This is a genomic window from Variovorax sp. GW821-FHT09B05, assembly GCF_059418265.1.
In genome coordinates this window covers 228164-245925 of record NZ_JBWKPN010000003.1, presented here as the reverse complement: position 1 = coordinate 245925, position 17762 = coordinate 228164, and the positions used below count along the sequence as shown (strand labels likewise).

The 17762-nt window shown below is 69.2% G+C and carries 15 protein-coding genes; all 15 read left to right on the top strand.

Features of this window, described 5'->3' with window-relative positions:
* Window positions 1-12: 12 nt before the first annotated feature.
* The 15 genes from AC07RM_RS09525 (at window position 13) to AC07RM_RS09455 (ending at window position 17677) form a co-directional block, all read left to right on the top strand.
* A complete protein-coding gene (locus AC07RM_RS09525) occupies window positions 13-657 on the top strand; it encodes an amino acid synthesis family protein (RefSeq protein ID WP_057593420.1) in 645 nt (214 codons plus the stop codon).
* 46 nt (window positions 658-703) lie between these two features.
* Window positions 704-1288 (top strand): amino acid synthesis family protein, encoded by a 585-nt coding sequence (locus AC07RM_RS09520; RefSeq protein ID WP_495334295.1) that lies wholly within the window; start codon window positions 704-706, stop codon window positions 1286-1288.
* Window positions 1289-1361: 73 nt separating this feature from the next.
* Window positions 1362-2567 (top strand): ABC transporter substrate-binding protein, encoded by a 1206-nt coding sequence (locus AC07RM_RS09515; RefSeq protein WP_093343883.1) that lies wholly within the window; start codon window positions 1362-1364, stop codon window positions 2565-2567.
* Window positions 2568-2709: 142 nt separating this feature from the next.
* On the top strand, window positions 2710-4641 hold the full coding sequence (locus AC07RM_RS09510) for an ABC transporter permease (RefSeq protein ID WP_495334294.1): 1932 nt from the start codon (window positions 2710-2712) through the stop codon (window positions 4639-4641).
* Complete coding sequence (locus AC07RM_RS09505) at window positions 4638-5402, top strand: ABC transporter ATP-binding protein (RefSeq protein ID WP_495318425.1); 765 nt, start codon at window positions 4638-4640, stop codon at window positions 5400-5402. The genes AC07RM_RS09510 and AC07RM_RS09505 overlap by 4 nt, the downstream gene beginning before the upstream one ends.
* A complete protein-coding gene (locus AC07RM_RS09500) occupies window positions 5399-6142 on the top strand; it encodes an ABC transporter ATP-binding protein (RefSeq protein ID WP_490878132.1) in 744 nt (247 codons plus the stop codon). Before AC07RM_RS09505 ends, AC07RM_RS09500 begins: the two co-directional genes overlap by 4 nt.
* 76 nt (window positions 6143-6218) lie before the next feature.
* Complete coding sequence (gene pncA, locus AC07RM_RS09495; RefSeq protein ID WP_495334293.1) at window positions 6219-6944, top strand: bifunctional nicotinamidase/pyrazinamidase; 726 nt, start codon at window positions 6219-6221, stop codon at window positions 6942-6944.
* A gap of 80 nt (window positions 6945-7024) precedes the next feature.
* Window positions 7025-8185 carry an ABC transporter substrate-binding protein gene (locus AC07RM_RS09490; RefSeq protein ID WP_431510991.1) on the top strand — a complete coding sequence of 387 codons (1161 nt, stop codon included), beginning with the start codon at window positions 7025-7027 and terminating at the stop codon, window positions 8183-8185.
* Entirely contained in the window at window positions 8163-8669 is a 507-nt protein-coding gene (locus tag AC07RM_RS09485; RefSeq protein WP_495334292.1) for a (2Fe-2S)-binding protein, read from the top strand. Before AC07RM_RS09490 ends, AC07RM_RS09485 begins: the two co-directional genes overlap by 23 nt.
* On the top strand, window positions 8666-12421 hold the full coding sequence (locus AC07RM_RS09480; RefSeq protein WP_495334291.1) for a molybdopterin cofactor-binding domain-containing protein: 3756 nt from the start codon (window positions 8666-8668) through the stop codon (window positions 12419-12421). Before AC07RM_RS09485 ends, AC07RM_RS09480 begins: the two co-directional genes overlap by 4 nt.
* A gap of 98 nt (window positions 12422-12519) precedes the next feature.
* Window positions 12520-13710 carry a fumarylacetoacetate hydrolase family protein gene (locus AC07RM_RS09475; protein WP_495334290.1) on the top strand — a complete coding sequence of 397 codons (1191 nt, stop codon included), beginning with the start codon at window positions 12520-12522 and terminating at the stop codon, window positions 13708-13710.
* Between the two features lie 180 nt (window positions 13711-13890).
* Entirely contained in the window at window positions 13891-14982 is a 1092-nt protein-coding gene (gene tssA / locus AC07RM_RS09470) for a type VI secretion system protein TssA (protein ID WP_495334289.1), read from the top strand.
* Window positions 14983-15042: 60 nt separating this feature from the next.
* Window positions 15043-15609 carry a type VI secretion system contractile sheath small subunit gene (gene tssB / locus AC07RM_RS09465; protein WP_093343892.1) on the top strand — a complete coding sequence of 189 codons (567 nt, stop codon included), beginning with the start codon at window positions 15043-15045 and terminating at the stop codon, window positions 15607-15609.
* 34 nt (window positions 15610-15643) lie between these two features.
* Entirely contained in the window at window positions 15644-17149 is a 1506-nt protein-coding gene (tssC, locus tag AC07RM_RS09460; RefSeq protein ID WP_093343894.1) for a type VI secretion system contractile sheath large subunit, read from the top strand.
* A 45-nt stretch (window positions 17150-17194) separates the two neighbouring features.
* On the top strand, window positions 17195-17677 hold the full coding sequence (locus AC07RM_RS09455) for an Hcp family type VI secretion system effector (RefSeq protein ID WP_057593445.1): 483 nt from the start codon (window positions 17195-17197) through the stop codon (window positions 17675-17677).
* The last annotated feature ends 85 nt before the right edge of the window (window positions 17678-17762 follow it).

Genomic DNA, 17762 nt, shown 5'->3' with positions numbered 1-17762 from the left:
AGGTTCTTTTTCATGATCGATATCCGCCGAGTCTTCACCCAGGTCGAGCACATCCACCACGAGTTCGGGCCGCGTGCCCAGACGCCTTTGGTGCGTGGTGCCATCGCCGCCGTGCTGACCAATCCCTTCGCGGGCCGCTACGAGCCCGACATCCTGCCGATGATGAGCCTGCTCGATCCGGTGGGCCTCGAGATGGCGCACAAGCTGCACGCCGCGATGGACGTGCCGCTCGAGCAGCTCGCCACCTACGGCAAGGGCGCCATCGTCGGTGCCGCGGGCGAGCTCGAGCATGGCGCGCTGTGGCACGTGCCCGGCGGCTATGCGATGCGCGAGCTGCTCGGCTGGAAGGGCGACCGCGTTGCCTATGCCAAGGGCACCGTCGACGAGAAGAAGACCGGCCAGCCCGGCAACGCGCTGTCGATCGTGCCCTCGACCAAGAAGGTCGGCGCGCCCGGCACCACGCTCGACGTGCCGCTGACCAACATCAACGCCAGCTACGTGCGCGGCCAGTTCGACGCGATCGAAGTGCGCGTGCCCGGCGCGCCCGCGGCCGACGAGATCGTGTTCATCCTCGCGATGAGCACCGGCTACCGCGTGCATGCACGCGTCGGCGGCCTGCTGGCCGAAAACATCGCCAAGTGGGACGGCTTGCGCTGAGCCCGTGTACGAAGAGACAAGAAGAGAAGCCAAAGGAAATCCAGACATGACCGCCAACATCCGCAAGCTCGTCGTCCAGGTCGACGAAACCCGCAAGGAAATGGGCCGCGACATCGCGCCGCCCACGCGCCGCGCCGTTGCCATCGCCGTGATCGCCAACCCCTACGCGGGCCGCTACAGCGAGAACCTCGACGAGCTGATCGCGATCGGCGAGGAGCTCGGCGCGCTGCTGGGCCAGAAGGCCGTGAAGGCGCTGGGCATCGAGCCCGGCCAGGCGCAGAGCTACGGCAAGGCCGCGATCGTCGGCGAAGGCGGCGAGCTCGAGCACGCGGCCGCGATCCTGCATCCCAAGCTCGGCGCGCCGCTGCGCGTGGCGGTCGAGAAGGGCGCGGCGCTCGTGCCCTCGGCCAAGAAGCTCGGCACCCTCGGCACCGCCATCGACGTGCCGCTGGGCCACAAGGACGCGGCCTTCGTGCGCAGCCATTTCGACGCCATCGAGGCCCGCGTCTCCGACGCCCCGCGCGCCGGCGAGATCGTGGTGGCCGTGGCGATCACCGACAGTGGCCGCCCACTGCCGCGCATCGGCGGCCTGCAGGCCGGCGAGATCAAGGGCGAAGACGGCCTGCGCTGAGGCGACACTCCACCTTTCCACCGATTTCCTCGTTCCTTTCCCGTTTTTCTCGAACCCCACCAGGAGCTTCCCGATGATCCCCTTGCGCCATGTTTTCAGCGCGGCTTCCGTCCTGACCCTGACCTGCGCCCTCGTTCCCGCGCACGCCCAGGGCGTGATCAAGATCGGCGAGATCAACAGCTACAAGGCGCAGCCGGCCTTCCTCGAGCCCTACAAGAAGGGCATGGAACTCGCGGTCGACGAGATCAACGCCAAGGGCGGGGTCAACGGCCGGAAGATCGAACTGATCAGCCGCGACGACAACGCCAACCCCGGCGACGCGGTGCGCGTGGCCGAGGAGCTGATCTCGCGCGAGAAGGTCGACGTGCTCGCGGGCGCCTTCCTCTCGAATACCGGCCTGGCGCTGACCGACTTCGCGAAGCAGAAGAAGTTCTTCTATCTGGCCGCCGAACCGCTGACCGACAAGATCGTCTGGAGCAACGGCAACCGATACACCTACCGCCTGCGTCCCTCGACCTACATGCAGGTCGCGATGCTGGTGCCCGAGGCCGCCAAGCTCAAGAAGAAGCGCTGGGCCATCGTCTACCCCAACTACGAGTACGGCCAGTCCTCGGTCGCGACCTTCAAGACCCTGCTGAAGGCCGCGCAGCCCGACGTGGAATTCGTCGCCGAGCAGGCGCCGCCACTGGGCAAGGTCGATTCGGGCAGCGTGGTGCAGGCGCTCGCCGATGCCAAGCCCGACGCGATCTTCAACGTGCTGTTCGGCGCCGACCTCTCGAAGTTCGTGCGCGAGGGCAACACCCGCGGCCTGTTCAAGGACCGTGAAGTGGTCAGCGTGCTGACCGGCGAACCCGAGTACCTCGATCCGCTGAAGGACGAGGCGCCCAACGGCTGGATCGTGACCGGCTATCCGTGGAGCGGCATCAAGACGCCCGAGCACAAGGCCTTCCTCGATGCCTACCAGGCCAAGTTCAAGGACTACCCGCGCCTGGGCTCGGTGGTCGGCTACAGCGCCATCCACTCGATCGCGGCCGGCATCCAGAAGGCCGGCAGCACCGACACCGAGAAGCTGGTCGCGGCCTTCAAGGGCCTGCAGCTCGACAGCCCCTTCGGCAAGATCAGCTACCGCGCGCAGGACAACCAGTCGACCATGGGCGCGTACGTGGGCAAGACCAAGAACGACGGCGGCAAGGGCGTGATGGTGGACTACGTCTACCTCGACGGTGCCAAGTTCCAGCCGAGCGACGACGAAGTCAAGAAGATGCGCCCCGCCGACTGATGCCGCTGCGCGCGGACCGCGGGCATTGCCCGAACGGTCCGCGCGTGCACGGCATGGGCAGCAGGTGGCACCACCACCGCTTCAGCCATGCGCCTCGGGCGCCTGGCGGGGGCGGGAGTTTCCAGTTCCTCGGGATCCTTGAATGAGCTTTTCAGGCTTCGTTGTTCAGTTGCTCAACGGGTTGGCCGGCGCCTCGTCGCTGTTCTTCGTGGCGGCCGGCCTCTCGTTGATCTTCGGCGTGACGCGCATCGTCAATTTCGCCCATGGATCCTTCTTCATGGTCGGCATCTACCTCGCGTACACGCTGGTCGACAAGCTCGGCGGGAGCCTGGGCTTCTGGCCCGCGCTGCTGATCGCGGCGGTCGCGGTCGGCGTGCTCGGCGCGCTGATCGAGGTGCTGCTGCTGCGCCGCATCTACAAGGCACCCGAGCTGTTCCAGCTGCTCGCCACCTTCGCGCTGGTGCTGGTCATCAAGGACGCGGTGCTGTGGCTCTGGGGCCCCGACGAGCTGCTGGGCCCGCGCGCGCCCGGCCTCAAGGGCTCGGTCGAGATCCTCGGGCGCCAGTTCCCCTCGTACGACCTGTTCCTGATCGTGGTCGGCCCGGTGGTGCTGGGCCTGGTCTGGCTGCTGCTCACGCGCACGCGCTTCGGCACGCTGGTGCGCGCCGCCACGCAGGACCGCGAGATGGTCAGCGCGCTGGGCGTCAACCAGGCCTGGCTCTTCACCGCGGTGTTCGCGCTCGGCGCGCTGCTCGCGGGCCTGGGCGGCGCGCTGCAGCTGCCGCGCGAGCCCGCCACGCTCGAGATGGACCTCAACACCATCGGCGCCGCCTTCGTGGTGGTGGTGGTCGGCGGCATGGGCTCGCTGCCCGGCGCCTACGTGGCCGCGCTGCTGATCGCCGAGATCAAGGCCGTGTGCATCTGGCTCGGCGTGGTGCAGATCTTCGGCATCGACGTGTCCTTCTCCAAGCTCACGCTGATGGTCGACTTCCTCGTGATGGCGGCCGTGCTGGTGTGGCGCCCGTGGGGCTTGTTCGGCCGCGCGCAGGCGCCGAGCCGCTACGTCGGCATGCAGGAGGAACCGCTGCGCCGCGCCGGCAACCTCTACCTGGCCGGCGCCGCGGTGCTCGCGCTGGTGCTCGCCGCGCTGCCAGTGCTGACGGCCGGCTCGCCCTACACCCTGGTGCTGATGATCGACCTGCTGATCGCGGCCCTGTTCGCCGCCAGCCTGCACTTCATCATGGGCCCGGCCGGCATGCATTCGTTCGGCCATGCCGCCTACTTCGGCCTCGGGGCCTACGGCGCCGCGCTGCTCGCGCGTTCGCTGGGCCTGCCGATGGAACTCACGCTGGTGGTCGCGCCGCTGGTGGCCGCGCTCGGTGCCTTCGTCTACGGCTGGTTCGCGGTGCGGCTGTCGGGCGTGTACCTCGCGATGCTCACGCTGGCCTTCGCGCAGATCACCTGGGCCATCACCTACCAGTGGGACAGCTTCACGGGCGGCAGCAACGGCCTCACGGGCGTCTGGCCCTCGGCCTGGCTGTCGGACAAGCGCGCCTACTACTGGCTCACGCTGGTGCTGGTGTCGGCCGGCGTCTGGTGGCTGCGTCGCGTGCTGTATTCGCCCTTCGGCTACACCCTGCGCGCGGGCCGCGACTCGGTGCTGCGCGCCGATGCCATCGGCATCGACGTCAAGCGCATGCAGTGGGCCGCCTTCGTCATCGCGGGCGCGGTGGCGGGCCTGGCCGGCGCGCTGTTCGCTTTCTCCAAGGGCAGCATCTCGCCCGAGACGCTGTCGGTCGGCAAGTCGGTCGACGGCCTCGTGATGGTGCTGCTCGGCGGCATCCAGACGCTCGCGGGCCCGGTGGTCGGCGCCGTCACCTTCACCTGGCTGCACGACACCGTGGCGCGCAACACCGACTACTGGCGCGCGATGCTCGGCGCCATCATCCTGATCCTGGTGCTGTTGTTCCCGCAGGGCATCGCGGGATCGATCAAGCAGCTCGCGGAGCGTTTCCGCGCGCCGAAGGAAGAGAAGAAGGCCGTCGATGCCAAGCTCGAGGAGGTGAAGGCATGAGCCTGCTCAAGGTCAACAACCTCGGCAAGTCCTTCGGCGGCGTGAAGGCCGTCGACGGCATCAGCTTCGAGCTGCCCCCGGGCGAACTGCTCGCGCTGATCGGCCCCAACGGCGCCGGCAAGTCCACCACCTTCAACATGGTCAATGGCCAGCTCAAGGCCGACCAGGGCTCGATCACGCTCGACAGCCAGGAACTCGTGGGCCGCAAGCCGCGCGAGATCTGGCGCATGGGCGTGGGCCGCACCTTCCAGATCGCCGAGACCTTCGCCTCGCTCACGGTGGTCGAGAACGTGCAGATGGCGCTGCTCTCGCACGACCGCAAGCTGTTCTCGATGTGGCGCCGCGCCGCCGAGCACCAGCGCGACGAGGCGCTGGCGCTGCTCGACCAGGTCGGCATGAAGTCGCAGGCCGACCGGCCCTGCAGCGTGCTGGCCTATGGCGACGTCAAGCGCGTGGAGCTCGCGATCGCGATGGCCAACAGCCCCAAGCTGCTGCTGATGGACGAGCCCACGGCCGGCATGGCGCCGAAGGAACGCAACTCGCTGATGGCGCTGACCAAGCAGCTGGTCATCGACCGCGGCATGGCCGTGCTGTTCACCGAGCACAGCATGGACGTGGTGTTCGCCTATGCCGACCGCATGATCGTGCTGGCGCGCGGCCGCCTCATCGCGCAGGGCAAGCCGCTCGAGATCCGCGACCACCCCAAGGTGCAGGAGGTGTACTTCGGCAGCGGCAAGACCTTCGAGAAAGCAGCGGCATGAACACGACGAACGCCTCCGAACCCCTGCTCCAGGCCAAGGCCCTGTGCGCCTGGTACGGCGCCGCCCAGATCCTCTACGACGTCGACCTCGAGGTGCGGCGCGGCGAGGTGGTCGCGCTCATGGGCCGCAACGGCGCCGGCAAGTCGACCACGCTCAAGGCGCTGATCGGCATGCTCGGCAAGCGCCGCGGCGCGGTGCGCTTCCTGGGCCACGACATCTCGAAGAGCGAGCCGCACCACGCGGCGCGCCTGGGCCTGGGCTTCGTGCCCGAGGACCGGCGCGTGTTCACCGACCTCACGGTGATGGAGAACCTCGAGGTCGGCAAGCAGGCGGCGCGCCGCTGGGCCGACGGCAGCGACGCGCCGCTGTGGACGCCCGAGCGGCTGTTCAAGCTGTTCCCCAACCTCGGCGAGATGCCCCACCGCCCCGGCGGTCGCATGAGCGGCGGCGAGCAGCAGATGCTGACCGTGGCGCGCACGCTGATGGGCAACCCCTACCTGGTGCTGCTCGACGAACCCTCCGAAGGCGTGGCGCCGGTCATCGTCGAGCAGATGGCGAACATGATCCTCGAGCTCAAGGCGCAGGGCGTGAGCATCCTGCTGTCGGAGCAGAACATGCACTTCGCGGAGCTGGTCTCCGACCGTGCCTACGTGCTCGAGAAGGGCCAGATCCGCTACCACGCCACCATGGCCGAGCTCGCGGCCAACGAGGAAGTGCGGCGCGCGTACCTGAGCGTCTAGTCAGTCAGTCGATGCGCCTTCGGGCGCATTCCTTGCAGGGTTTCGTTTCCATCAACGCAAGCACGGAGCACAGACCATGAACGACACGCACCGCAGACGCTTCCTCCAATCCACGGCCGCCCTCGGCCTGCTCGGCGCCTCGGGCGCGCTCTTCGCCGCCGGCGCGAAGATCAAGCCCGGCGACAAGGCCGTGCTGATCGTGGTCGACGTGCAGAACTGCTTCATCGACGGCGGCACGCTGCCGGTCAAGGGCGGCGCCGAGGTGGTGCCGGTCATCAACCAGCTGGCGGCCTCGTTCCAGAACATCGTGGTCACGCAGGACTGGCACACCCAGGGCCATGCCTCGTTCGCGAGCGCGCATGCGGGCCAGAAGCCCTTCAGCAGCATCAAGCTGAACTACGGCAACCAGGTGCTGTGGCCCGACCACTGCGTGCAGGGCACGGACGACGCGGCGCTGCACAAGGACCTCAAGCTGCCGACCGCGCAGCTGATCATCCGCAAGGGCTTCCACGCCGACGTCGACAGCTACTCGGCCTTCGAGGAGGCCGACCGCAAGACCTCGACCGGCCTCGCCGGCTACCTCAAGGCGCGCGGCATCAAGACCGTGTTCGTGACCGGCCTGGCGACCGACTTCTGCGTCGCCTGGACCGCGCTCGATGCGCGCAAGGCCGGCTTCGATGCCTACGTGATCGAGGACGCCACGCGCGCCATCGACCTCAACGGCTCGCTGGCCGCGGCCTGGAAGCAGATGAGCGCCAAGGGCGTGAAGCGCATCCAGTCGGCCGACATCCAGGGCGCCTAAGAAGACGACAGGGAAGCCCGTCGGTGCGCGGGCCCGTGCCGCGCACCCGACACACCACAACTGCGAGACAAGACGACCCCATGACGATTTCCCTCTCCAGGCGCTCCCTGGTGGCCGGCGGCGCGGCCCTCGCGCTCGGCCCCGGCCTGCTGGCCGCCGCGCGCGCCGAGAACGGCGTGAGCGACGGCGCCATCCGCATCGGCCAGTCGGCCGTGTTCAGCGGCCCGGCCAAGGACTTCGGCATCGACTACCGCGCGGGCATCAAGCTGCACTTCGACCGCGTCAACAAGGGCGGCGGCATCAACGGGCGCCGGCTCGAGCTGGTGAGCTACGACGACGTCTACGAACCCGCGAAGACCGCGCTCAACACCGCGAAGCTGATCGACGAGGACAAGGTGTTCGCGCTCACGGGCTACGTCGCCACCGGCAACCTCGCGGCCGCGATGCCGCTGGCCGAGAAGGCGGGCGTGCCGATGTTCGCGCCGCTGGTGGGCACCACCTCGTTCCGCACGAAGACCAACCGGCTGCTGTTCCACGTGCGCGCGGGCTACGACCTCGAGCTGCGCAAGATCATCAGCCACCTGTCGACCATCGGCATCCAGTCGATCGCGGTGGTGCACCAGGACAGCGCCTTCGGCAAGTCGAACCTCGCGACCTGCGAGGAGCTCGCGGCCGACTACAAGGTGAAGGTGGTCAAGACCTTCCCGCTGGCGATCGCCGCCGAGGATGCGAAGCCGGTGGTCGCGGGCCTCGCCGAGGCCAGGCCGGGCGCGGTCGTGATGATCATGGCCGGGCGCCAGGTCGAGGTCTTCATGCGCGACTACCGCGCGAGCGCGGGCGGCGCGCCGCTGTACACGCTGTCGGTGGGCATCACCGACGCGGCCGGCTCGGCGCAGCGGCTCGAGGGCAAGCTCGCGGGCCTGGTCACGGCCAGCATCGTGCCGCCGCCGCAGGCCGTGCGCGTGCCCATCGTGGCCGAGTACCAGCGCGACCGCGCCGAGTTCGGCGAGAAGATCGACAGCTACACCGCGCTCGAGGGCTACATCGTCGCGCGCGTGATGGCAGAGGGCCTGCGCCGCGGCGGCAAGGCGCTCACGCGCGAGAGCTTCGTCGCGGGCCTCGAGAGCATCGGCAGCACGCGCTTCGGCGACTTCCCGATCGAGTACGGGCCGAAGAACCACAACGGCTCGAACTTCGTGGACCTGGAGATGTACACCCGTGACGGCCAGCTGCGGCGCTGAAGGCCGTGCCGAGCCGCTGCAGCTGAGGGTCAACGGCCACGCGCGCGCGCTCGCGGTGCCGCGCGAGGCCTCGCTGCTGCAGGTGCTGCGCAACGACCTCGGGCTCAACGGTCCCAAGTACGGCTGCGGCCTCGGCCAGTGCGGCGCCTGCACGGTGCATGTCGACGGCATGGCCGCGCGCGCCTGCGTGATCCCCGCGCACGGCGTCGCGGGCCGCGCCATCACCACGCTCGAGGGCCTGGGAACGCGCGGCGACTGGCATCCGGTGCAGGTCGCCTTCGAGCAGGCGCAGGCCGCGCAGTGCGGCTACTGCCTCAACGGCATGGTGATGCAGGTGGCGGCGTTGCTGGCGCGCGAGCCGGGCGCCAGCGAGGCGCGCATCCGCAGCGAGCTCTCGGGCAACCTGTGCCGCTGCGGCACGCACATCGAGATCCTCGACGCGGCGCAGCGCGCGGCGCGCCGGCTGCGGGCGGCGCAGCCATGACGCGGCGCGCCGACCTGCCGCGCACGCGCGCGGAGTTCCTCGCCGCCGAGGGCGTGCTGCTGGTGGTGCGCGAGACCCCGCCGGCACCGCCGCCGGCCCAGGGCCAGCCGGCCTTCATCGCGGGCAATCCCGCCGAGGGCGACGAGGTGCTGCTCGCGGTGTGGGACGACGGCAGCGCCTCGGCGCTCAACGGCCACGTCGACCTCGGCACCGGCATCCAGACCGCGCTGGGCCAGATCGTGGCCGAGGAGCTCGAGCTCGGCATGCCCTGCGTGCGCGTGATGCTCGGCGACACCGCGCGCGCGCCCAACCAGGGCGCGACCATCGCGAGCGCCTCGATCCAGATCCATGCGCAGCCGCTGCGCCTCGCGGCCGCGCAGGCGCGTGCGTGGCTGCTTGCGAGCGCGGCCGAGCAATTGGGCGTGGCCGTCGAGGCATTGCAGGCGCGCAACGGCATCGTGCGCGTGGCCGAGGCGCCCGAGCGGCACCTGAACTATGCCGAACTGGTGGCGGGCCAGCGCACCGTGCTCAAGCTCGATGCGAAGGCCGCCACCAAGGACCCGGCCGACTACCGCGTGGTCGGTACGCGGCAGGCGCGCGTCGATATCCCGGCCAAGCTCGCGGGAGAACTGGTCTTCGTGCACGACATGCGCGTGCCCGGCATGCTGCACGGGCGCGTGGTGCGCCCGCCCTACGCGGGCGCCGACCATGGCGACTTCATCGGCAACACGCTCGAATCGGTCGACGAATCGTCGATCGCGCACATCCCCGGCATCCGCGCGGTGGTGGTGATCCGCGATTTCGTCGGCATCGTGGCCGAACGCGAGGAGCACGCCGAGCAGGCGCTGCGCGAACTGCGCGTGCGCTGGAAGCCCTGGCCCGGCATGCCCGGCCTCGACGACCTCGCGCAGGCCCTGCGCGACAACCCCTCGACGCAGCGCCTGCTGGTCGACGAGGGCGACGTCGACGGCGCGATCGCGCGCGCCGCGCATCCGATGCCGCGCACCTATGTCTGGCCCTACCAGATGCATGCCTCGATCGGGCCCTCGTGCGCGCTGGCCGAATGGCAGCCCGCGGACGACGTTGGCAGCGGCATCCAACTGCGCTGCTGGGCCGGCACGCAGAACCCGCACGTGCTGCGCGCCGATCTCGCGAAGCTGCTCGGCGTGCAGGACCTGCAGGTCGACGTGGTGCGCATGGAAGCCGCGGGCTGCTACGGCCGCAACGGCGCCGACGACGTGGCCGCCGATGCCGCGCTGCTCGCGCGCGCGGTGGGCGCGCCGGTGCGCGTGCAGCTCACGCGCGAGCAGGAGCATGCGTGGGAGCCCAAGGGCGCCGCGCAACTGATGGAGATCGACGGCGGCCTCGCGGCCGACGGCAGCGTCGCGGCCTACGACTTCCAGACTTCCTATCCGTCGAACGGCGCGCCCACGCTCGCGCTGCTGCTCACGCGCGCCATCGAACCGGTGGCGCAGGCCTACGAGATGGGCGACCGCACCGCGCGCCCGCCCTACGGCTACGACAACCTGCGCGTGAAGGTCAACGACATGGCGCCGATCGTGCGCGCCTCGTGGCTGCGCGGCGTGTCGGCGCTGCCGAGCTCGTTCGCGCACGAGTCGTACATCGACGAGCTCGCGACCGCGGCCGGCGTCGACCCGGTGCAGTTCCGGCTGCGCCACCTCGACGATCCGCGCGCGGTCGAGCTGGTGCAGGCCACCGCGCAGAAGGCCGGCTGGCGGCTGCGCACCGGCCCGCAGGAGAACGCCGAGGGCGGGCTCGGCCCCGGCGGCGACATCCTGTTCGGCCAGGGCTTCGCCTATGCGCGCTACGTGCACAGCAAGTGGCCGGGCTTCGGTGCCGCCTGGGCGGCCTGGGTGGCCGACGTCGAGGTCAACCGCCGGACCGGCGAGGTGCACGTGCGCCGCGTGGTGGTGGGGCACGACGCGGGCCTGCTGGTCAATCCCGCGGGCGTCGAGCACCAGGTGCACGGCAACGTGATCCAGACCACGAGCCGCGCGCTCAAGGAGCAGGTGCAGTTCGCGCCGCAGTCCGGGCCTGCCGAGGGCGGCGAACGCCTGCCCGGCGTATTGCCTTCGGGCGTGGTCGCGAGCCGCGAATGGGGCAGCTACCCGATCATCAACTTCCGCGAAGTGCCGGTGATCGAGGTGATGCACATGCCGCGTCCCGGCGAGCCTTCGCTGGGCGCGGGCGAGTCCTCGTCGGTGCCGGGCACGGCGGCGATCGCGAACGCCATCTTCGATGCGACGGGCGTGCGCTTCAGGGCGCCGCCGTTCACGCCGGAGACGGTGCTGGCGGAATTGAATCGCGGGCTGCTGCCTTCCCCCGCAGGAGACGGTGGGGGAGGGGGTACGCCGCAGGTCGATGGTGATGCCGCGGTGCCCCCATCCCGACCTTCCCCCAGGGGGGGAAGGAGCAATGCCATCTGGCCACGGCGCAAGGACCTGTGGGCCACGGGCGCGGCGCTCGTGGTCGGCGGCATCGGCGTGGTCGCGGGCCTGCTCGGCTGGCGCTCGGCGATCGCGCCGGTGTCGCTCACCGCGCCGGTCTACAGCGAGGCCACCATCGAGCGCGGCCGCGTGCTCGCGGCGCTCGGCGACTGCGCGGTCTGCCACACCGCGCCGGGCGGCGCGCCCAACGCCGGCGGCCGCGCGATGGACACGCCCTTCGGCACGCTCTACACCACCAACCTCACGCCCGATGCCGAGACCGGCCTCGGCCGCTGGTCCTTCAGCGCCTTCCAGCGCGCGATGCGCGAGGGCGTCTCGCGCGACGGCCATCACCTCTATCCGGCCTTCCCCTACACCGCCTTCGCGAAGACCAGCGACGACGACCTGCAGGCGCTCTATGCCTATTTCATGGCGATGCCCGCGGTGCGCGCCGAAACGCCGAAGTCCGAACTCAAGTTCCCGTTCAGTCTGCGGCCGCTGATGGCCGGATGGAACGCGCTCTTCCACGATCCCGCGCCGCTCGCGCCCGTGGCCACGCAGAGCGCCGAGTGGAACCGCGGTGCCTACCTCGTCAACGGCCTCGGCCATTGCGGCGCCTGCCACACGCCGCGCAACGCGCTGGGCGCGGAGCAGGGCGGCAGCGCCTTCCTGTCGGGCGCGATGGTCGACGGCTGGGAGGCACCGGCGCTCACGGCGCGTTCGAAGTCCGCCATGCCCTGGGACGCCGATTCGCTCTACCTCTACCTGCGCGACGGCCATTCGCCGCGCCACGGCATCGCGGGCGGCCCGATGGCCGAGGTGGTGCGCGAGCTCGGCGCCGTGCCCGATGCCGACATCCGCGCGATGGCGACCTACCTCGCCTCGTTCAACCCCGAGCCCGTGCCCGAGGCCACCGCGCAGGCCCAGGCACGGCGCATCGTCGACACGGCGGCGCGCACGCAGGGCCAGCTGCTCGGTCCCGCGCAGCGCATGTTCGACAGCGCCTGCGCCGCCTGCCATCACGATGGCGACGGTCCCACGCTGCTGGGCGTGAACACGCCGCTCGCGCTCAACGGCAACCTCGCGAGCGCGAAGCCCGACAACCTGCTGCGCACCATCCTCGATGGCGTGCGCGATCCCGCGACGCGCGACATCGGCTTCATGCCGGCCTTCCGCGACGCGCTCGACGACCGCCAGATCGCCGAGCTCGCGGGCTACATGCGCGCACGCTTCGCGCCGCAGGAGCCCGCCTGGCCCGACCTGCAGGCCGAGGTCGCGCGCGTGCGCGCGGCGCCTGGGCACTGAGGCCACGGAGTCCCTGTCGGTGGAAGACCGCACGCCGCGGCGCGTGCGGCGCTACGATGCCCGCGCATTCCTTCCAACCTCCAGAGACAACCACCGCCATGCCACTCGATCTCCAGACCGCCACCAGCCTCCCGCAAGACGTCGACCAGGCCACCCTCGTCGGGCGCCTCTGGCAACCGGGCGTGGGCCCCGTGCTCGTGGCCGTGCAGGGCGACGGCCTGCACGATCTGTCGCGGCTCGCGCCCACCATGAGCGACCTGCTCGAGCTGCAGGAGTCGCCCGCCGATGCCGTGCGGCGCGTGCTGCGCAGCGGCCAGGCACCGCGCATCGCGGATCTGGCCGAGGTGCTCGCCAACAGCGACGGCGGCGCGCGCAACGACGACCGGCCCTGGCTGCTCGCGCCCTGCGACCTGCAGGCCGTCAAGGCCAGCGGCGTGACCTTCGTCGCGAGCCTGCTCGAGCGCGTGATCGAGGAGCAGGCGCGCGGCGATGCATCGAAGGCCGAGGCCACGCGCGCGGCGCTCGGCGGCGTGCTCGGCGACAACCTCGCCGACATCGTGCCGGGCTCGCCCGAGGCGATGAAGGCCAAGGAGGTGCTGATCGCGCAGGGCGCGTGGTCGCAGTACCTCGAGGTCGGCATCGGGCCCGATGCGGAGATCTTCACCAAGGCGCCCGTGCTCTCGTCGGTGGGCACGGGGGCCGACATCGGCATCCATGCGGCCTCGGTGTGGAACAACCCGGAGCCCGAGGTCGTGCTCGCCGTCAACAGCCGCGGCGAGACCTTGGGCGCCGCGCTCGGCAACGACGTCAACCTGCGCGACTTCGAAGGCCGCAGCGCACTGCTGCTGGGCAAGGCGAAGGACAACAACGCCTCGTGCGCCATCGGTCCGTTCATCCGCCTGTTCGATGCGCACTTCGGCATCGCGCAGGTGCGCCGCATCACGGTCGCGCTCGAAGTGCGCGGGCCCGAGGGCTTCGTGCTCGAGGGCTCGAGCTCGCTCGCGAAGATCAGCCGCGATCCGCTCGACCTCGTGGCGCAGGCCATCGGCATCCATCACGACTACCCCGATGGGCTGATGCTGTTCCTCGGCACGATGTTCGCGCCCACGCAGGACCGCCACGGTCCGGGCCAGGGCTTCACGCACACGGTCGGCGACATCGTGCGCATCGCGGCGCCCGAACTCGGTGCGCTCGTCAATCGCGTCGCGCATGCCGACAAGGCCCCGCGCTGGACCTTCGGCATCGGCGCGCTGATGCGCAACCTGGGCGCGCGCGGCCTGCTGCGCTGAGTTCTGTCACGGTGTCGTCATGCACCGTTAAGCCGTACTGTGTAACGTTAATGGAAGATGTACTTCTTTGTGATTCAGAGACGGCATGATGACCTCTGATGTAGTTGACCGGCTCCTCGCTTCCACTCAAGATAACTAATGATTCGTTAATGTTTTGATTGGTTGAACGAGGGAGATCGGGTGTCGCAGGCAGAGATCGAGCTTTTGCAAAAGCCCGTCGAGGGCCCGCTTCCGTGCGGTGAGGATCTGGAATACGACGCCGATTTCATGGCGTTGCAGCAGGCAACGCTCGGCAAGCGCGAGCAGCAGTTCGGCAACACCATCATTCCGGCCGAGCCGCCCGACTGGACCAAGGTCGAGCGCATCGCCAGGCAGTTGTGCGAACGCACGCGCGACCTGCGCGTGCTGGTGCCGCTCACGCTCGCATGGACCGAGAACCGCGGCCTGCCGGGCTATGTCGAGGGCCTGCAGCTGGTCGACGTGGTGCTGCAGACCTACTGGGACGACGTGCATCCGCGCGTGGTCGACGGTGGCGACGAGGACCCGTTGCCGCGCATGAATGCATTGGCCGCGCTGGCCGAGAGCGAAGGCATCGGGCGCAGCGTGCGCGATGCGCGGTTGCTCGATGACGGTGGCGTGACGATGACCTTGCGACAGGTCGAGGCGCTGCTCGATTCGAGCAAGGCCGACCAGATCGACTACCCGGGCGGCGTGGGCCGCCTGCGCGAGGCCGCGCGCCGCGCCTACGACAACGACGCACCGCCGATCGTCGCGCTGCGCGCGGCGCTCGCGCTGCTGCAGCGCATCCGCGAGACCTCCGAACGTGCACTGGGCCAGAGCTGGGCCCCCGATTTCTCGCGCCTCGAACGATCGATGCGCACGGTGGCGCAACTGCTGCCCGAGCAGGCATTGCAGAGCGCGGTCGAAGCGCCACAGACCGCACGCCAGAGCCCATCGGCGATCGATCCGGCCGCGACGTCTTCGTCGCCGGGCGCGATCGAGACCGCTGCAAGTGGCGGTCCCGGCCTACGCGCGATCGGTATCAACGATATTGAAATAACGAGCCGCGAAGATGTGCAGGTGTTGTTGGAAAAGGCGTGCCGGTATCTGGAGCGCGCGGAGCCCAGCCATCCCGCGCCCCTGTTGATACGCAGGGCGCAGAAGCTGCTGGCGCTCAACTTCTTCCAGATCATCGAGGAGCTCATGCCCGAGGGACTGCAGAAGCTGGAGAGCCTGGCGGGCCGGCCTTCGGGGTCCGACGCATCGCGGTAGGCGCCGGCGGCGGCGCACGCGGTCCGCACGCATTCGATCGAAGAATCAAGAGGAAGCTTTATGGCAGACAACCGTGTCAGGAACAGTGGTCAGAAGTTCATCGCGCGCAATCGCGCGCCGCGCGTGCAGATCGAGTACGACGTCGAGATCTACGGCAGCGAACGCAAGATCCAGCTGCCCTTCGTGATGGGCGTGATCGCCGACCTCGCGGGCAAGCAGGTCGACCCGATGCCCGACCTCGCCGAGCGCGAGTTCATGGCGGTGGACATCGACAACTTCGACGACCGCATGAAGTCGATCAAGCCGCGCGTGGCCTTCCAGGTGCCCAACACGCTGACCGGCGACGGCCAGCTCAATGTCGACATCACCTTCGACAGCATGGACGACTTCTCGCCCGCGCGCATCGCGCGCCAGGTCGACGCGCTGCAGCAGCTGCTCGATGCGCGCACCGAACTGTCGAACCTGCTGTCCTACATGGACGGCAAGAACGGCGCCGAGCAGCTCATCGCGCAGGCGCTGCAGAACCCGGCGTTGCTGAAGTCGCTGGCCACCAGCCCGAACCCGGCCGTGGCCGGTGCGCTGGATGCGGCGGCGGCCAGCGAGAAGCCGGCCGGCAGTTCCGAATAAGGCGCGAGCCGATCACGTCGACAGGACCACCACCATGAGTACCGTGCAAAAACAATCCGCTCGCGCGCAGCAGACCGTCGAGGCGCTCGAGCCGAACGAGTTCTCGGACCTGCTCCAGCGCGAGTTCAAGCCCAAGACCGACCAGGCGCGCGAGGCGGTGCAGAACGCCGTCAAGACGCTGGCGGTGCAGGCGCTCGAGAGCTCCGTCACCATCTCCAACGATGCCTATCGCACGGTGCAGGCCATCATCACGGAGATCGACCGCAAGCTCTCCGAGCAGATCAACCAGATCCTGCACCACGAGGACTTCCAGCAGCTCGAGGGGGCCTGGCGCGGCCTGCACTACCTCGTGAACAACACCGAGACCGACGAGCAGCTCAAGATCCGCGTGATGTGCGCCTCCAAGCGCGAAGTGGCGCGCTCGCTCAAGCGCCACAAGGGCATCGGCTGGGACCAGAGCCCGCTGTTCAAGAAGATCTACGAGGCCGAGTACGGCCAGTTCGGCGGCGAGCCCTTCGGCGCGCTGATCGGCGACTTCCATTTCGACCACAGCCCGCCCGACGTCGAGATGCTCGGCGAGATGGCCAAGATCGCCGCGGCCGCGCACTGCCCCTTCATCGCGGGCGCCTCGCCGACCGTGATGCAGATGGACTCGTGGCAGGAGCTGTCGAACCCGCGCGACCTGACCAAGATCTTCCACAACACCGAGCACACCGCGTGGCGCTCGCTGCGCGACTCGGAAGACGCGCGCTACATCGGCCTGGCCATGCCGCGCTTCCTCGCGCGCCTGCCCTATGGCGCGCGCACCAACCCGGTCGACGAGTTCGAGTTCGAGGAAGAGACCGATTCGGCCGCGCACAGCCGCTACACCTGGGCCAACTCGGCCTATGCGATGGGCGTGAACATCAACCGCTCGTTCAAGCAGTACGGCTGGTGCACCTCGATCCGCGGCGTGGAATCGGGCGGCGCGGTCGAGAACCTGCCGACCCACACCTTCCCGACCGACGACGGCGGCGTCGACATGAAGTGCCCGACCGAGATCGCGATCAGCGACCGGCGCGAGGCAGAGCTCGCGAAGAACGGCTTCATGCCGCTGGTGCACCGCAAGAACTCCGACTTCGCGGCCTTCATCGGCGCGCAGTCGCTGCAGCAGCCGGCCGAGTACTACGACGCCGATGCCTCGGCCAACGCGAACCTCGCGGCGCGCCTGCCGTACCTGTTCGCCTGCTGCCGCTTCGCGCACTACCTGAAGTGCATCGTCCGCGACAAGATCGGCTCGTTCCGCGAGCGCGAGGACATGGAGCGCTGGCTCAACGACTGGATCATGAACTACGTCGACGGCAGCCCCGGCACCTCGTCGCAGGACACCAAGGCGATGAAGCCGCTGGCGGCCGCCGAGGTCCAGGTGGAACCGATCGAGGACAACCCCGGCTACTACGCCGCCAAGTTTTTTCTCCGGCCGCACTACCAGCTCGAAGGGCTCACGGTGTCTTTGCGGCTGGTTTCGAAGTTGCCGTCCAACAAGAAGGACAGCAGCTAATTCAACAGTGCCTCGATGGGGCACGCACAACTCCGGGGGTTAATGATGGCAGTAGACATGTTCATGCGCGTCGAAGGCGCGAACGGCGAATCCAAAGACTCGAACCACAAGGACTGGACGGATATCAAGTCGTTCGCATGGGGTGCGACGCAGCCTGGCAACATGGTCAGCGGTGGTGGCGGTGGCGTGGGCAAGGCCAGCTTCAACGATCTGCAGGTGCTCGCGCGCATCGACAAGGCGGCCCCGTCCGTCATGAAGAATTGCGCCAGCGGCAAGCACCTGAGCAAGGTCGAGGTCTCGGTCTGCAAGGCCGGCGGCGGACAGATCGAATACACGCGCGTGACGCTCGAGGAAGTGCTGGTCACCTCGGTGCAGTACACGGCCGAGCAGGGCAGCGACGCGGTGTTCGTGCAGTACGCGTTCCAGGCCGCCAAGGTCAAGCAGCAGTACTGGGAACAGACCGACAAGGGCGGCAAGGGCGCCGAAACCCAGCTCGGCTGGAACATCAAGGAAAACAAGGAAGCCTGATCCGCGGGCCCGGCCGGGTTCGCGGGCGGTGCCTCGGCGCCGCGCGCGAGCCGGTCTCCGGCTGACGGTCTTCGGGCCGCCAGCC

Excerpts from the sequence above, each read along its gene's own strand:
- AC07RM_RS09510 (WP_495334294.1), top strand. The coding sequence starts at position 2,710 with ATGAGCTTTTCAGGCTTCGTTGTTCAGTTGCTCAACGGGTTGGCCGGC.
- AC07RM_RS09475 (WP_495334290.1), top strand. The coding sequence starts at position 12,520 with ATGCCACTCGATCTCCAGACCGCCACCAGCCTCCCGCAAGACGTCGAC.
- pncA (WP_495334293.1), top strand. The coding sequence starts at position 6,219 with ATGAACGACACGCACCGCAGACGCTTCCTCCAATCCACGGCCGCCCTC.
- tssB (WP_093343892.1), top strand. The coding sequence starts at position 15,043 with ATGGCAGACAACCGTGTCAGGAACAGTGGTCAGAAGTTCATCGCGCGC.
- AC07RM_RS09520 (WP_495334295.1), top strand. The coding sequence starts at position 704 with ATGACCGCCAACATCCGCAAGCTCGTCGTCCAGGTCGACGAAACCCGC.
- tssC (WP_093343894.1), top strand. The coding sequence starts at position 15,644 with ATGAGTACCGTGCAAAAACAATCCGCTCGCGCGCAGCAGACCGTCGAG.
- AC07RM_RS09480 (WP_495334291.1), top strand. The coding sequence starts at position 8,666 with ATGACGCGGCGCGCCGACCTGCCGCGCACGCGCGCGGAGTTCCTCGCC.
- AC07RM_RS09525 (WP_057593420.1), top strand. The coding sequence starts at position 13 with ATGATCGATATCCGCCGAGTCTTCACCCAGGTCGAGCACATCCACCAC.
- AC07RM_RS09505 (WP_495318425.1), top strand. The coding sequence starts at position 4,638 with ATGAGCCTGCTCAAGGTCAACAACCTCGGCAAGTCCTTCGGCGGCGTG.
- AC07RM_RS09500 (WP_490878132.1), top strand. The coding sequence starts at position 5,399 with ATGAACACGACGAACGCCTCCGAACCCCTGCTCCAGGCCAAGGCCCTG.
- AC07RM_RS09490 (WP_431510991.1), top strand. The coding sequence starts at position 7,025 with ATGACGATTTCCCTCTCCAGGCGCTCCCTGGTGGCCGGCGGCGCGGCC.
- AC07RM_RS09455 (WP_057593445.1), top strand. The coding sequence starts at position 17,195 with ATGGCAGTAGACATGTTCATGCGCGTCGAAGGCGCGAACGGCGAATCC.
- AC07RM_RS09515 (WP_093343883.1), top strand. The coding sequence starts at position 1,362 with ATGATCCCCTTGCGCCATGTTTTCAGCGCGGCTTCCGTCCTGACCCTG.